Source organism: Flavobacterium profundi (genome assembly GCF_006491645.1).
Classification (GTDB): Bacteria; Bacteroidota; Bacteroidia; order Flavobacteriales; family Flavobacteriaceae; genus Flavobacterium; species Flavobacterium profundi.
This window is the reverse complement of the sequence record NZ_VDCZ01000012.1, coordinates 104,178-119,961: the sequence shown is the minus strand read 5'-3', so window position 1 is coordinate 119,961 and position 15,784 is coordinate 104,178. Positions and strand designations below refer to the sequence as shown.

Sequence of the window (15,784 nt, the reverse complement as noted above, 5' to 3'; positions counted from 1 at the left end):
CTAATGTCAAAAGTCTAAAAGTTACATTCTTGATTTTTAGGCTTTTGATTTTTAACTAAACTATGAGTAAAATAATTCCTTTTAAAGCAGTTAGACCAGCATCGGATAAAATTGGTTTGGTTACCTGCAGAAATTATGACGATTATAGTCCGGCCGAGTTAGCGGCATGGCTTAACTTCAATCCGTATTCATTTTTGCATGTAATTAATCCTGCCTATGCGCATTCGCAAAAAATAAGTTGGGACAAACGCTTTAAAGGAGTGGCTCTAAAATACAAGGATTTTAAAAGCGAAGGTATCTTTATTCAAGAAGAAAAAGCGGTTTTTTATGTTTATGAAATTCAAACGAAAAGTCAGACTTTTACAGGTATAATTGCAGGAACTTCAGTTGAAGATTATCAAAAAGATGTAATTAAAAAACACGAAGACACCTTACAATATCGCGTGGAATTATTCAAAGATTATTTACATCAAACCCAATTTAATACAGAACCTGTATTAATTACGTATCCTGATAGTGTGGAAATTAATACTTGGTTGTTATTAAAGAAACAAAGTGAACCTATTTATGCATTTACTACCACAACTAAAGAAAAGCATACGCTTTGGAAAATAGATACTCAAAGTGATATCGATTGGCTACAAGAGTATTTTGAGAATATCCCTAATCTATATATAGCTGATGGACACCATCGTTCGGCTTCAGCTGAAATGCTTTACGAGCAAGATAAGAAATTGGGCAACCCAAATTTAGAATATTTTATGAGTTTTTTAATTGCTGAAAGCAATGTTAAAATTTATGAATTCAATCGAATTATTAGAGATTTAAACGGACATTCCAAAGCAAATTTTCTCACTTTATTGGAAGAATATTTTATTGTAAAACCAAAAGAACAAGAACTTTGGAAACCAGAAAACAAATTTGAATTTGGTATGTATTTGGATGGTAATTTTTATGCTTTATTTTACAAACATCCCTTACAAGAAAAAGCAGAGAATTCAATTTTGAATACTTTAGATGCACAAATTTTATACAATACGGTTCTGCATCCTATTTTAGGAATTGAAGATTTGCGTAATGACGAACGTATTGAATACATCCCTGGAAAACAATCCATTACCACAATTAAACAAGTAATTGATGAAGGAGATTTTGAAGTTGGTTTTATGCTTTACCCTTCTGATATTTCAGAAATAAAAACATTGGCCGATCATAATTTAATTATGCCTCCAAAAAGTACCTATATCGAACCTAAATTTAGAAGTGGTTTAATTGTGTATGAAATTTGATGAAAATATTACCAAACATAACACCATTACGTTTTTTTTTAGCCCTATTCGTAATTTTATACCATTTGCCTCAGTATTGTGCAAATAGATGCTTTCCGTATTATAATAAACTTCCTATTTTTTTTAAAGGAGATGAAGCCGTGTATGTGTTCTTTTCCTTGAGTGGTTTTCTAATAATACGGAATTTGATTATAGAAAAGGATAATAATAATACCATTGATTTGAAAAAATTCTTTTCAAGAAGAGCTTTAAGAATTTTTCCATTGTATTATTTAGTACTTATTTTTGGCTTTATCTTTTATGAATTTGTCGCTCCTAATTTTGGGTATATTCCAGATAATAATTATAATTTAGTATTCGGTATTTTTTTAGGCTTCACATTTTTTGCAAATATTTTAGCCACATTTAAACCTGGTGGCATTTTAGAAATTTTATGGTCAATAGGTATTGAAGAACAATTTTATATTATAATTGCTCCCATTCTATACAAATTAAAAGCTAAATATTTTTTAATCTTTTTTTTAACTTTTACCCTACTTTATTTTTACATTTTTCATTTCTGCCAATTTATTCCTTTACAAAAATATCTGATGTATTTTTATTTTTTTTCATTTAGCGGAGTAATTGCATTTATATCTATTAAAAAAAACACTATTTTATTTTCTAAACCTTTAAAAATAATAACTCACTTACTATTTTTTTTACTATTTTTTACAGACATAATAAATGATAATTTTGAAACCATCACCTATCATTTTATATGTATGCTTACTTTTCCTATATTTATTGGAATTTTAACTACAACCTATATTCCTTTTTTAAATAACAAGTATTTAAACTATTTTGGAAAAATTTCATATGGTATATACATGTACCATGCAATTATTTTTCAGTTTATTGGATTGATTTTTCTTAAATCTAAAATTACAAACCATATCTCTGAAAATCTATCAATTTTTATATTTTATTTTTCTTCGATTATATGTACTATAATTTTATCTCATTTTTCATATATTTATTTTGAAAGAAAATTTATCCGATTAAAAAAATATTAAATCAATGTCCATAGCAACAAATCTTAACAGCATAAAAAAAAATATTCCTCAACAAGTTACACTTGTGGCGGTTTCTAAAACAAAACCTGTTTCAGATGTAATGGAGGCGTACCATGCTGGCCAACGTATTTTTGGTGAAAACAAAATTCAAGAAATGACTGAAAAGTATGAGCAAATGCCAAAAGATATTGAATGGCATATGATTGGTCATGTTCAAACCAATAAAGTGAAATATATGGCTCCTTTTGTGAGTTTGATTCATGGTGTTGATAGCTTAAAACTACTGCAAGAAATTAACAAACAAGCGGCAAAAAACAATCGCGTTATTCCGTGTTTATTACAAATGCATATTGCTGAAGAAGAAACGAAGTTTGGATTAGATGAAACCGAATTAAATGACATTCTCAACCTACTTCTCGACTCTGCTCAAAGTGACAATCCTTCATTTAAAAACATAAAAGTAGTTGGATTAATGGGAATGGCTACCTTTACTGAAAACCAGAACCAAATTCAAAAAGAGTTTCAACATTTAAAAGTCCTTTTCGATACCTCAAAAAAACATTTCGGCTCCGTTACTTGTGATACTATAGACTTGAATATTCTTTCAATGGGCATGTCGGGAGATTATGAATTGGCTATTTCTTGTGGAAGTACCATGGTTCGAATAGGAAGTAGTATATTTGGACATAGAAGTTAGTCCAAAAAGAAAAAAATGTAACTTTGAAATTTTTAAATCATTAAACGTTAATTACCATTTACTGCATACTCGACATAGAAACAACTGGTGGGCAATACAACGAAGAAGGTATTACCGAAATCGCTATTTATAAATACGATGGTCATGAAGTAATTGATCAATTTATTAGTTTGGTAAACCCAGAAAAACCGATACAACCTTTTGTGGTTAAATTAACAGGTATTAATAATGCTATGTTGCGTTCAGCACCTAAGTTTTATGAAGTAGCCAAAAGAATTATCGAAATTACTGAAGGTAGTATTATTGTTGCTCATAATGCATCTTTCGATTATCGCATTTTAAGCACCGAATTTAGAAGATTAGGGTATACCTTTAAAAAACCAACATTATGCACTGTAGAATTAGCTAAAAAACTGATTCCAGAGCAACCTTCGTATAGTTTAGGTAAATTGGTTCGTTCCTTAGGTATTCCTATTGCGGATAGACACCGAGCAAGTGGTGATGCTATGGCTACAGTAAAATTATTCAAACTTTTACTTTCCAAAGACACAGGAAAAGAAATTGTAAAAAGTTTTGTAAAAACCGAAATCAAAGCGGGTTTATCTCCCAAACTACTCGATATTATAGATGCCGTTCCTTCTAAAACAGGTATTTATTACATTCATAATGAAAAAGGCGACCTGATTTACATTGGTAAAAGCAAAAACATCAAAAAAAGAGTCAATCAGCATTTCACAGGAACCACACACAAAAGTAAAAAGATACAACGTGATGTCTATACTGTTACTTATGAGGAAACTGGAAGTGAATTAATCGCACTTTTAAAAGAAAGTGAAGAAATTAAAATTAACAAACCTATTTACAATAGATCTTTGAAAAAATCGCTATTTGGTTGGGCTCTATATACTGAAAAAGATGAGAAAGGCTATATTAAACTTAGCGTTCAAAAAGTAGATGGTCGAAAAAAAGAAATCACCTCTTTTACTTCCTTACTAGAAGGCAAAAATTATTTGTTTAAAATTACAGAAAAATACAACCTTTGTCAAAAAATAAACGGTTTATACGATACTAAGAGTAGTTGTTTTCAATACGACTTAAAGCAATGTTATGGAGCTTGTATCAATAAAGAAACACCACAAGAATATAATAAAAGGGTTCAGTTGTTTATCGAAGAAAATACGCTTTCTAAAAACAACTTGGTCATTGTGGACAGAGGTAGAACTCATGATGAAAGAAGTGCTATTGTCATTGAAAATGGCAACCTAAAAGGCTACTGCTTTTACGATCTAAATTACCAAATCAACAATTTAGAAATTTTGCAGAAAATTATCATACCCATGCAAAATAATCGCGATTCAAAGAATATCATTCAAGGCTATTTGAGAAAACACAAAGTAATGAAAGTGATTCCTTTTTAATTTTTTAAATTTGTATCATGAGTAAAGAAAGAAGTGTTTTTCAACAGTTTCGAAAGAAAACCTACATTGTCATTTATGGAACCAATACCATAGCTGGCAAAGCCTTCGATCTCATTTTACTAGGCGTTATTTTACTTAGCATTCTGTTAACCATGATGGAAACGGTCAAAAGTTTTGAAACTAAATACCACGATATCAGGATTGCATTAGAATGGGGAATTACCATTTTTTTCACCATAGAATATTTCCTACGTATCATATCTATTAATAAACCTTTAAAATACATTTTTAGTTTTTACGGAATTATCGACCTTATCGCTACGTTACCCATGTATTTGGCACAAGTAGTTGCGGGTTCAGGAGTATTATCTATTGTGCGCTCGCTACGTTTATTACGATTATTCAAAGTATTGAATCATCCTCAATTTACGGGTCAATCCCAACAATTGAAAGATGCTTTATTAGCTAGTAAAGGTAAAATTTTGGTATTCATCTATTTTGTTTTAATCAGTACGGTGCTCATTGGTTCCATTATGTATGTAGTAGAAGGTAGAGAAAATGGTTTTACAAGCATACCCACAAGTATTTATTGGACCATAGTAACCTTAACCACGGTAGGTTATGGAGATATTTCCCCAGTTACACCTTTAGGACAATTTTTGGCTTCCTTGGTCATGATTTTAGGATATGGTGTTATTGCTGTACCAACAGGAATTGTTTCAGCTGAATTAGCTAAAACTGATCAAAAATTAGCACTTATAGATAAAAATCCATGTGCCGATTGTGGTGCTGAAGGTCATCAAGAAAATGCTAAATTTTGTCATCAATGTGGCAATAATTTATTAGATGATTAATGAATATTAGTTTTGATTTAGACAATACTTTAATACCCTATTCTGACCAATTTAAAACAGAGAAAAGAAATTGGTTTGCAAAGTATATTGGCATTGAAAAAATTAGAAAAGGAACTCCTAATTTAATGCATCGTTTACAAAATGAAGGACATCACATTCACATTTATACTACTTCATACAGAACAAAGTTCAAAATTAGAATGACTTTCTGGTTTTATGGTATAAAAATTAAAAAAATAGTAAATCAGATTGAAAATAATAAAAAGTTAAAACAATTAGGCATTTCAAGTTCTAAATATCCTAAAGCATTTAATTTTGATGTACATATAGACGATTCAGAAGGCGTAAAAATAGAAAGTGAAAAATTTAATTTCGAAGTTATAATTATATACACAAACGATAATCATTGGTACAAAACTATAGAAAACAAAATACAGTTTTTAATTACAAATAAAGAGTAATACTTTGAACAACTACCTCATCACTATCATAGGACCCACTGCTATTGGAAAAACTGCCTTAAGCATTCAATTGGCGCGCTATTTTAATTGCGAAATTCTTTCTTGTGATAGCCGTCAGTTTTTTAAAGAAATGAGAATCGGCACTGCTGTTCCCAATACAGAAGAGTTAGCTGCTGCCTCGCATCATTTCATACAAAATATAAGCATACAAGAAGCCTATTCTGTGGGTGACTTTGAAGAAGAAGCTTTAGTAAAATTAGATACCCTCTTTCAAAAAAATCCTATCCAAATTATCGTTGGTGGTTCGGGTTTATATGTAGATGCTGTTTTAAAAGGCTTTGATACTTTTCCAGACATTGAAGTTTCGGTTCGTGACCAAATTAACGCAAAGTATGAGAAAGAAGGCATTTCCTATTTACAAGAACAATTACAAACCTTAGACCCTACTTATTACCATACATTGTTAACAGAAAACCCACAAACCTTACAAAATCCGCAACGAATGAAACGATTTGTAGAAGTTTGTCTAGGAAGTGGCCAACCTTATTCGAGTTTTATTGGTAAACGAAAAAATAAGAGAAACTTTACGCCTATTATCATTGGTTTGGAAGCAGACAGAGCGGTAATGTATGAACGTATTAATAAACGAGTCGATTTGATGTTAGAAGAAGGTTTATTAGATGAAGTAAAGGAATTGATACCGTATAAAAACTTAAATGCGTTGCAGACTGTTGGATATCGTGAATTATTTGATTATTTTGATAAAAAAACAACTTTGGAATTTGCCATTGAAGAAATCAAGAAAAATACACGTCGTTTTGCTAAAAGGCAAATTACGTGGTTTAAACGAACCGAAAATGCCAAATGGTTTCCATACCAAACCAATGTTCAGGAAATTATTAATTACATAAAATTACAACTATAAATGCCTATTTCATCCAACTTTACCTCTATTTTAGAACAACAACAAGAAATAACATTTTTGCATTGTTATCCTAATGGGTATTTGAAGTATACCGATTTGTGTAATTTACTTCAATTAACTGCTGGTCGTCATGCCGATTTAGGGGGTATCAGTTTTACAGATATGCAAGCCTTTAACCAAGCTTGGGTAATGATCAGAATGCGTTTGGAAATAAAAAAACTTCCTAAATGGCGCGATATCGTTACCATTAAAACTTGGGTAAAATCATTAGAGAATTCCCGTTCGGTTCGTTGTTTAGAAATGTATCTGAACGATGAAAAAATTGTAGGTTGTGAAACTTTTTGGGCTGTAATTAACACCCAAACAAGAAGGCCCGAAGCTTTGGCTTTACCTCACGATCATTTTCAGAAATTTGATAAGGATGCTACCATAGCTTCTACTAAAAAAATTGACATTAGTATAAATGCAACAACAATAGCGAATCGAAATGTAGTTTTGTCTGATTTAGATGTGGTAAACCATGTAAATAATGTAAAATATATGGAATGGTGTCTCGATTTTGAAGATCCGAAACGATTACTCCATCAAGAAATTGCAACTTTAGACATTAATTTTATTAAAGAATTAAATTGGAACGATGTTGCGGTGCTTCAAAAAGAAACAAATAACCATAGTACTTTATACAGTATTGCTAAGGAAGATAAAAAAGTTTATGCATTAGAAATAAATTGGTACCAATAAGGTACTAATTGTTAATAAATGTGTTTACAACAAAGCTATTAACTATAATTTAATGCAAATTTTACACTAACTTTATAGGAACTAACCTTATTTTAAACTGGATAGCAAATGACAAAAAAAATACTCTTAATAGATGATGATCAAGTCACCAATTTTTTTAATCGAAAATTAATAGAACAAAGTAGCACTCCTATAGAAGTAAAAACCGTAAATAGTGTTAGCGATGCTATCACTTTCTTAAGAGAAAATAAAAACTATTGGATACCTGATGTTATTTTTATTGATATTTTCATGCCTATAAAAAGTGGCTGGGATTTTTTAGAAGAATTTCAACAAGAATTTGAAAACCATGCAACAACTATTAAATTGTACATGCTTTCTTCCTCTACAGAAGACGAAGACATTACAAAAGCGAAAGATCACTTCTTAGTGAAAGATTATATTTCAAAACCTTTATCTTCTAACATTTTAGGAGATATTTTAAGTTAAAATTCAAAAAAAAGCTTCGAAAATTTCGAAGCTTTTTTTTAGGTTTAATATTTTTAGGTTTTTTATTCTTTTGGTTTTATTTTTTCACAACTAATCGGAATCCTTCACCGTGAATGTTTAAAATTTCAACGTTTTCATCACGTTTCATGTATTTTCTCAATTTAGCAATGTAAACGTCCATACTTCTTGAAGTGAAGTAATTATCATCTCTCCAAATCTTAGTTAAAGCTAATTCACGAGGCATTAAATCGTTTTCATGTAATGCTAACATTTTAAGAAGTTCACACTCTTTAGGAGATAACTTAATTGGTTCTTCGTTTTGGAAAGACAAGAAACGCAATTTAGAATTCAAATGAAATTTACCAATTTCAAATTCAAATTTAGTATTATCTGGCTTTACTTCAGAAGCTTTTCTTTGAATAATTGCTTTTATTTTCATCAATAAAACTTCAGAATCAAACGGTTTATTCAAATAATCGTCTGCCCCAACTTTATAGCCTTTTAAAACATCTTCTTTTAAAGTTTTAGCAGTTAAGAAAATAATTGGCACTTCTTGGTTTTTTTCGCGAATTTCTCTAGCTAAAGTATACCCGTCTTTGTAAGGCATCATAACATCTAGGATACATAAATCATAGATATCCTTTTTAAATTTTTCAAAACCTTCCATACCATTTTTCGCAAGGGTAACATCAAAATCATTTATGATTAAATAATCTTTCAATATTGCGCCAAAATTGGGGTCATCTTCAACTAATAAAATTTTTCTTGCTTCCATATTTCTTTAATTTATTAAGGGCATTTTTAATATAAAGACACTTCCTTTACCTTTTTCACTTTCAACAAAAATTTGTCCGTTGTGATCTTCTACAATTTGTTTCACATAGGCTAAGCCTAATCCGTGACCTTTAACATTATGCAAATCTCCGGTATGCTCTCTATAAAATTTCTCAAATACTCTTTTTTGAGCTATTTTACTCATCCCAGCACCTTGGTCTTTAATTTTTATAACTATATAATCTTTTATATTTTCGACATAAATATCTATTACAGGAGGACCTGGTGAATATTTTACCGCGTTATCTAGAATATTTACTAGTACATTTGTAAAATGAACTTCATTTAATAAAATAGTAGATCTTTTAGCGTCGATATGTTTTGTAATCTGTCCTTCTCTATCTTCCACAATCAAACCAATGTGTTCTACAGCATCATCAATTATTCCTAATACATCCGTTGGTTCTTTTGATATATCTAATTCTTTCTTTTCTAATTTTGAAATACGCAGTACATTTTCAACTTGTGCATGCATTCTTTTATTCTCATCTTTAATCATTTGAAGATAACGTTGTACTTTATCTTTATCTTCAATAATTTTAGGATTTTTAATCGCATCTAAAGCTAGATTAATAGTAGCAATAGGTGTTTTAAATTCGTGAGTCATGTTGTTAATAAAATCAGTTTTAATCTCTGAAATTTGTTTCTGAGTTATTAACTGATTTAATGCACTTGAAAACGTTAATACAATAATTAAAGTAAATAATATCGATAACATCGTAATCCCTAGAATCGAAGAAAAGAAAAATTTACTCTTTTGAGGAAAAGTTACCAATAACTGATATTGACTCATGCCTTCATTATCCTGAAAAACAGGTATTCCATACGTAGATTTTTTATCATATTTAAAACGATCTGAACGAATTTTAGTGGCTAAACCATTACTGTAAATAGCATATTCGTAAGGGGTTTTAATTTGATAGCGTTCCAATTCATTCTTTAGATATTTATCTAATTCCTCTTTACTAATTCGATCTTGAATAGGCCTTTGAGAAACAATATCTCTAAAGAATAATTGATAGTTCGCTTTATCAATTGAAGATAAACTTCCTTTCTTTTCTATCGTGATATCTGGCTTTCTGTTTAGTTCAACCGAATTATTATCTAAAGGCGTACCAGCATAAATTTCTGTTTTTCTATTGGCTAAAATATTGCCTACTTTAATTGTATCTGCATTTTTATCAAAGAACGATCCATTAATTCCATAATCTTGTGAAACCAATGAACTGGTGTAAATAATGGTTTCATTAGTCTTTTTATTACGTTCCATGAAGAAAAATTCTTTTAATGTTTTTTCTTCAGGTTCTTTACCAATACTATCTTTAATAGCATTGTATTTTTTGTAAAAAGAGTAGAACTCTTTTTCGTTAATCCTTTCTGCTACACGACCAATAACTTGTTGAACGTGAAGCTTAAATTCTTCTTCACTTTTCTTTAAAGATGTATTTATCCAGTATAATTGTACTAAAATTATCCCAATAAGCGACACACTCATTAAGAAAACCAATAGTCGAAACCTCTTTTTATTCATCAATACAAAATTAGTATTTTAACATTTAGCCTATTAAAACATTAACCAAAGATTAACATTCAAAGCATTTTTTACGATATTTTTAAAAAATTAAGAATTTCATCAATCTCTAAAAATGTGTCGTCAATTTTAACATTTGTTACAATAAAATCACTTTTCTTTGCTTTTTCAACATCAGAAAGTTGATTCTTCATTCTTTTTACTACTTCCTCTCGACTCACATTATCTCGTTTCATCACTCTTTCAATTTTAACATCTTCTGGTGCTGTTATTAAAATCACTTTGTCACAAGCCTCATTTCCTTTCGTTTCAAACAAAATAGCAACTTCTTTGATAATAAATGGAGCCGTTTTATTTTTCAGTAACCAAGCCTCAAAATGTTGCTTTACTTTGGGATGTACAATTGCATTTAATTGTTTTAATAAATCTGGATGTTGAAAAACGATAGACGCTATTTTTTTTCGATCCAATTGACCTGATTCTAAAATGATATTTTCCTTAAAAAGTTGTTGGATCTCTCTAATGACAACTTCTTGAGTCATTATTTTTTTGGCTTCCTCGTCAGCAATATAAACGGGTATTCCTTTTGAAGCAATATATTTTGCCACTGTACTTTTACCGCTACCAATTCCTCCTGTTAAACCAATAATTTTAGTCATACTATTTATTTAAAAAACAATTCTGGGTGTGCTTCTTGAGGTTTTTTCTTTAAGAAAAATACATTTGTAAATGATTTTAAATAACCAATACCATACCCATAAAACTGAATTGCCGTAGCTATAATTGAATAAACGGCAATTGTAACACTTTTATTTTGTACTAATGAGCTTACAAAAATCATTCCAAAATAGGCTAAATACAAATAAAATAATATAGGCAATGAAAATACAATTAAAATAAGGCTTAAAATAAAGCCTAAAAGAAAAAAGGAAGGAAACCAAAAGGTTAATTTTGTGTATTTAGGATACCAAAAATTTAAAATAGGTCTGGCTTTTCCAAATTTATTCACTTGAATATAAAATTTATTCCAGTCGATTCTTCGCTTATGATACACATACGCTTCTTTAATTAATTTGGTTTGCAAACCTAATTCCCACAATCGTATGGATAAATCTGGATCTTCTCCAGGATGAATATTTCCAAAGCCTTTTGAAATTTCAAACGCATTTTTAGAAAGGCCCATATTAAAACTTCTCGGTTGAAATTTATCCACTTTTTCGCTTCCTCCTCTTATTCCTCCTGTAGTTAAGAAAGAAGTCATGGAAAAATTAATGGACTTTTGAATGTTAGAAAATGTAGGTAAAGCTTTATCTGGACCGCCAAAACAATCTACATAATGATTTTGTAAAGACTGAGAAACAACAGTTAAATATTCTTTAGGTAGGATACAATCGGAGTCTAAAATAATAAAATAATTACCTTTCGCTTTTTGCATACCAAAGTTACGCGAATTTCCAGGTCCTGAGTTGGGCTTAAAATAATAGGAAATTTGCAACGTATTTTTATACTTTTCAACGATGTGTTCACAAGGCATAGAAGAACCGTCTTCTACGATTACAACTTCAAAAGGAGCTTCAAAATTAAATTGAGTCATACTTTGCAACAACTCCTCTATTTCTTCAGGTCTATTATATACAGGTATTATAAAAGAAAAAAGCATCTTTGTTTTTTAGGCAAAGATACTCTTTAAAAAAACTCAAGAATACATCTAATTTATTTTTATTTAAAAAAATGCATACAAACAAACATCTTTTTAGACATATCCTCTAAACATGAAAAAAAAATTCTTCACAATAGATAAAATGTATCTATTTTAATTCGTTATAGTTATCGTTCTCGTGTAAGCTTGAAGGTTCGTTATCAACTTAACAAAATAAACTCCTGGCTTTAATGCATTTGCGTCCATACTTACACGATACTTCTTCTCTGATTTTATATCACCATTATAAATTTCGTTTAGAAACTGACCGTTTACATTATACAATTCTATGTTAATTGGTGAATCGTATTTGAAAGAAAATTCAAGAGTTGCTTGACTTGCTATTGGATTAGGATAAATGTTAACCGCAGCAGTTCTCTCCGTATAAATATTATCTGGACAAGATAAAAACCCATTATCTGAATTTCCACCATCAAAATTTTCATTAATTGCTGTAGCAGTTGCATTTAAATCACTAAAAGAGTAACCTGTTAAACACCCCCCAATAATACCATTCGCTGTTTCTAAAAAGTCATAAACGTTCATCCCTTCAAAAACCCCTTCTGTAATTACTAAATTTCCAAAGTATTGTGAACTTAATGCAAACTCTTCATCATATTCATCAAAACCCATGGCTAGTGTAACACCAACTAATTGAGCTGCTAATACATTTTTATACGTTCTTCCTGGATTTACTAAAATTCCCTCTTCTAGAGCTCTAGGTGTTGAACCCGAAGGTAAAAAATCATTTATGGCTTGAGAAGAAGTAAAAACCAATTGGTTTTCTCCACAACCAATAGTTAAACCATTTGGAAATGCTAAATCAAACATGGCATCTCGGTAACAACCTGGATTTTGTCCATGACAATTGGTTCCCCAACCACCAATGGTAAAGGTTTTAAATCCGGAACAATCTTGTGCGGTTAAATTTGTAATACTAAAAATTGAGGCAATAGTAACACATAAGAATAATCTTACATTCATACTTGTTTGTTTTATTTGTTTTGTTTTGTTTTTTGGCATTAAAAAATGCCTTTTTTTTGTTTACATGTTCTAATAAAACAGTTGACAAAAAGAAAACCCTACCTCGATTTTCCTCTTTTTTTATTTTATATTTTTTTTATCAAAATAGTATAAAGAAGACACAATATTGTACAGTACGATTCAGTTATTTAAATATATTTATATCCAATAATTAACAAAAAACATTATGAAAACATTCCCAAAACTACTAGTTATCATCACTTTATTCTTGCTATTTATTACACCACAAGATCTGTTTTCGCAAGGTCCTCCACCTTGGGCTCCAGCACATGGTTATAGAGCTAAAACGAAACACATTTATTTCCCGGATCAAAATTTTTATTTTGACCTAGAAAAACGTGTATATCTTTATTTAAACAATGGTAGTTGGTCCATTTCTGCTTCAATTCCATCTGTTTTTGGAACTATTAATTTAAACACAGCACGTAAGGTAGAGTTAGAAATTGGAGGTCATACTCCCTATCAGTATAATGAACAACACAAAATAACCTATAAAAAATCTAAAAAGGTAAAGAAAGAAAAAAAAGGAAAAGGTCCTAAGCATTAATAAAAAAAGAAATCATTCTTGGGGTGAAATGACAAGTAAAGGTTTTGAAAAAAAGCCGTAGAAACTACGGCTTTGCTATACTATTATTAAATTCCAGCTATTTCTTTGAGCTCCTTTACAAATCGTTCCGCAAGCACATCTGCTTCTTTTTGAGAAGGAGCTTCCGTATAAATACGAATAATTGGTTCCGTATTGGATTTTCTCAAATGTACCCATTCCGTTGGGAAGTCTATTTTTACTCCATCAATCGTTGAAATGTCTTCATTTTTATATTTATCTGTCATTGATTTTAAAATCAAATCTACATCTATTTGAGGCGTTAATTCAATTTTATTTTTACTCATAAAATAATGAGGATAACTTGCTCGTAACTCAGCAACTGAAAGGTTTTGCTTTGCTAAATGCGTTAAAAATAAAGCCACACCAACTAAACTATCTCTACCATAATGACTTTCAGGATAAATGATACCACCATTTCCTTCACCTCCAATAATAGCATTGGTTTCTTTCATTAAGGTAACTACATTTACTTCACCAACAGCACTTGCTTGGTATTTTCCACCATGTTTTTCAGTAATATCACGTAGTGCTCTAGAAGAAGACATATTGGACACAGTATTCCCTTTGGTCCTACTTAAAACATAATCAGCCACTGCTACCAAAGTGTATTCTTCCCCAAACATTTCTCCATCATTGGATATAAAAGCCAATCGATCTACATCTGGATCAACAACAATACCAAAATCTGCTTTTTCTTCTACAACCAATTTACAAATGTCTCCCAAATGCTCTTTTAGGGGTTCTGGATTATGAGGAAAATGGCCGTTTGGCTCACAATATAATTTTACAACTTCCACTCCCATTTGTTCTAATAAATTAGGAATAACAATACCTCCAGAAGAATTCACACCATCTATTACTACTTTAAATTGTTTGGCTTTTACCGCTTCCACATCCACTAAAGGTAAGGCTAAAACTTCGTCAATATGTATATCCATGTAGGAAGAATTCTCCGTTACTTCACCTAAATAATCCACTTCAGAAAAATCAAAAGCTTCATCTTCAGCAATTTTTAAAATAATTGCTCCGTCTGTACCATTTAAAAATTCTCCTTTGTTATTTAGTAATTTTAACGCATTCCATTGTTTTGGATTGTGAGAGGCCGTCAAGATAATACCACCGTCTGCTTTTTCAAGAGGCACTGCTATTTCTACAGTTGGTGTTGTAGATAATCCTAAATCAATCACATCAATTCCTAAACCTATTAATGTATTTTGAACTAAATTATGAATCATTGGACCTGAAATTCGTGCATCTCTTCCAATTACAACTTTTAATCTTCTATCTTTAATAACAGCACTATTGTTTAGCTTTAAAAAAGTACCATAAGCCGATGCAAATTTAACAGCATCCACTGGAGTAAGGTTATCACCCACCTTTCCTCCAATAGTTCCACGAATTCCTGAAATTGATTTTATTAAGGTCATATCGAAATTTTAATATTAGATGCACAAAGATAAGAGAGTTCACTATGAAAAAAAAACTTAAGTAATTTTACTATATTTACGAATAATAAATACTATCCCATATTACGCCCATGAATTTTTTAGCCCATATATACCTTTCAGGAGACAATGATTTCATTAAAATTGGAAATTTTATGGCCGATAGTATCAAAGGTGATCACTATAATAATTATCCTGAATATATACGAAAAGGAATATTATTACATCGATCTATAGATTCTTTTACAGATTTACATCCAGTATTTCGAAAAAGCAAGCATCGTTTACATGATCGTTATGGTCATTATTCTGGAGTAATTATGGATATCTTTTACGATCATTTTTTAGCTAAAAATTGGTCAAATTATAACAATATACCTTTAGAAAAATATGTTTTCAATTTTTACCAATTATTAGAACAAAATTTTGATATTCTTACCTTACGAATTCAAAAAATGTTTCCTTCCATGGTAAGAGAAAATTGGTTATTAAGTTATGCTACTATAGAGGGTTTAGCTAAAATTTTATATCAAATGGATTATCGAACTAAATTTACTTCAAAAATGCAATATGCTACGGAAGAATTACAGCTGCATTACAAAGAATTTGAAGAAGAATTTACTCTTTTTTTTGAAGATATCCAGAAAATGGCAGTAGAAAAAATCAAGAATGATTAGTGTATTTTTCATTTATAC

General features: G+C 30.2%; 17 protein-coding genes. 11 read left to right on the top strand and 6 right to left on the bottom strand.

Going from position 1 to position 15,784, the window contains the following annotated elements; genetic code table 11:
• Positions 1 to 62 precede the first annotated feature (62 nt).
• The 9 genes from FHG05_RS14985 to FHG05_RS14945 all read left to right on the top strand — a co-directional run bounded on the left by FHG05_RS14985 (position 63) and on the right by FHG05_RS14945 (position 7,929).
• Positions 63 to 1,289 (top strand): DUF1015 domain-containing protein, encoded by a 1,227-nt coding sequence (locus FHG05_RS14985; RefSeq protein ID WP_140998917.1) that lies wholly within the window; start codon positions 63 to 65, stop codon positions 1,287 to 1,289.
• Positions 1,289 to 2,344 (top strand): acyltransferase family protein, encoded by a 1,056-nt coding sequence (locus FHG05_RS18695; protein WP_140998916.1) that lies wholly within the window; start codon positions 1,289 to 1,291, stop codon positions 2,342 to 2,344. Before FHG05_RS14985 ends, FHG05_RS18695 begins: the two co-directional genes overlap by 1 nt.
• A gap of 4 nt (positions 2,345 to 2,348) precedes the next feature.
• Positions 2,349 to 3,041, top strand: coding sequence for a YggS family pyridoxal phosphate-dependent enzyme (locus FHG05_RS14975; protein ID WP_140998915.1), 693 nt, complete (start codon positions 2,349 to 2,351; stop codon positions 3,039 to 3,041).
• 56 nt (positions 3,042 to 3,097) lie between these two features.
• Positions 3,098 to 4,459, top strand: a complete 1,362-nt coding sequence (locus tag FHG05_RS14970) for an exonuclease domain-containing protein (protein ID WP_140998914.1) — start codon at positions 3,098 to 3,100, stop codon at positions 4,457 to 4,459.
• A gap of 17 nt (positions 4,460 to 4,476) precedes the next feature.
• On the top strand, positions 4,477 to 5,313 hold the full coding sequence (locus FHG05_RS14965) for an ion transporter (RefSeq protein WP_140998913.1): 837 nt from the start codon (positions 4,477 to 4,479) through the stop codon (positions 5,311 to 5,313).
• Positions 5,313 to 5,774, top strand: coding sequence for an HAD family hydrolase (locus tag FHG05_RS14960; protein WP_140998912.1), 462 nt, complete (start codon positions 5,313 to 5,315; stop codon positions 5,772 to 5,774). Before FHG05_RS14965 ends, FHG05_RS14960 begins: the two co-directional genes overlap by 1 nt.
• 4 nt (positions 5,775 to 5,778) lie before the next feature.
• Positions 5,779 to 6,699: a tRNA (adenosine(37)-N6)-dimethylallyltransferase MiaA gene (gene miaA, locus FHG05_RS14955; protein ID WP_140998911.1), complete on the top strand. Its 921-nt coding sequence runs from the start codon at positions 5,779 to 5,781 to the stop codon at positions 6,697 to 6,699.
• Positions 6,700 to 7,440, top strand: coding sequence for an acyl-[acyl-carrier-protein] thioesterase (locus FHG05_RS14950; RefSeq protein WP_140998910.1), 741 nt, complete (start codon positions 6,700 to 6,702; stop codon positions 7,438 to 7,440). It begins immediately after the preceding gene.
• Positions 7,441 to 7,548: 108 nt separating this feature from the next.
• Entirely contained in the window at positions 7,549 to 7,929 is a 381-nt protein-coding gene (locus tag FHG05_RS14945; RefSeq protein WP_140998909.1) for a response regulator, read from the top strand.
• 76 nt (positions 7,930 to 8,005) lie between these two features.
• Here FHG05_RS14945 and FHG05_RS14940 read toward each other — a convergent pair whose 3' ends face one another.
• The 5 genes from FHG05_RS14940 to FHG05_RS14920 all read right to left on the bottom strand — a co-directional run bounded on the left by FHG05_RS14940 (position 8,006) and on the right by FHG05_RS14920 (position 12,977).
• Positions 8,006 to 8,704 (bottom strand): response regulator transcription factor, encoded by a 699-nt coding sequence (locus tag FHG05_RS14940; RefSeq protein WP_140998908.1) that lies wholly within the window; start codon positions 8,702 to 8,704, stop codon positions 8,006 to 8,008.
• Positions 8,705 to 8,710: 6 nt separating this feature from the next.
• A complete protein-coding gene (locus FHG05_RS14935) occupies positions 8,711 to 10,294 on the bottom strand; it encodes a sensor histidine kinase (protein WP_140998907.1) in 1,584 nt (527 codons plus the stop codon).
• 71 nt (positions 10,295 to 10,365) lie between these two features.
• Positions 10,366 to 10,953, bottom strand: a complete 588-nt coding sequence (gene coaE / locus FHG05_RS14930) for a dephospho-CoA kinase (RefSeq protein WP_140998906.1) — start codon at positions 10,951 to 10,953, stop codon at positions 10,366 to 10,368.
• Between the two features lie 5 nt (positions 10,954 to 10,958).
• Positions 10,959 to 11,954 (bottom strand): glycosyltransferase, encoded by a 996-nt coding sequence (locus FHG05_RS14925; RefSeq protein WP_140998905.1) that lies wholly within the window; start codon positions 11,952 to 11,954, stop codon positions 10,959 to 10,961.
• Positions 11,955 to 12,107: 153 nt separating this feature from the next.
• Positions 12,108 to 12,977, bottom strand: coding sequence for a T9SS type A sorting domain-containing protein (locus FHG05_RS14920; RefSeq protein WP_181369181.1), 870 nt, complete (start codon positions 12,975 to 12,977; stop codon positions 12,108 to 12,110).
• A 226-nt stretch (positions 12,978 to 13,203) separates the two neighbouring features.
• Between FHG05_RS14920 and FHG05_RS14915 the strand changes: the two genes are divergently transcribed.
• A complete protein-coding gene (locus FHG05_RS14915) occupies positions 13,204 to 13,584 on the top strand; it encodes a hypothetical protein (protein ID WP_140998903.1) in 381 nt (126 codons plus the stop codon).
• A gap of 86 nt (positions 13,585 to 13,670) precedes the next feature.
• Here FHG05_RS14915 and glmM read toward each other — a convergent pair whose 3' ends face one another.
• Positions 13,671 to 15,071, bottom strand: a complete 1,401-nt coding sequence (gene glmM / locus FHG05_RS14910; RefSeq protein WP_140998902.1) for a phosphoglucosamine mutase — start codon at positions 15,069 to 15,071, stop codon at positions 13,671 to 13,673.
• A 110-nt stretch (positions 15,072 to 15,181) separates the two neighbouring features.
• On the opposite strand from glmM, the gene FHG05_RS14905 reads away from it, so the two are divergent.
• Positions 15,182 to 15,766 carry an acyl carrier protein phosphodiesterase gene (locus FHG05_RS14905; protein WP_140998901.1) on the top strand — a complete coding sequence of 195 codons (585 nt, stop codon included), beginning with the start codon at positions 15,182 to 15,184 and terminating at the stop codon, positions 15,764 to 15,766.
• The last annotated feature ends 18 nt before the right edge of the window (positions 15,767 to 15,784 follow it).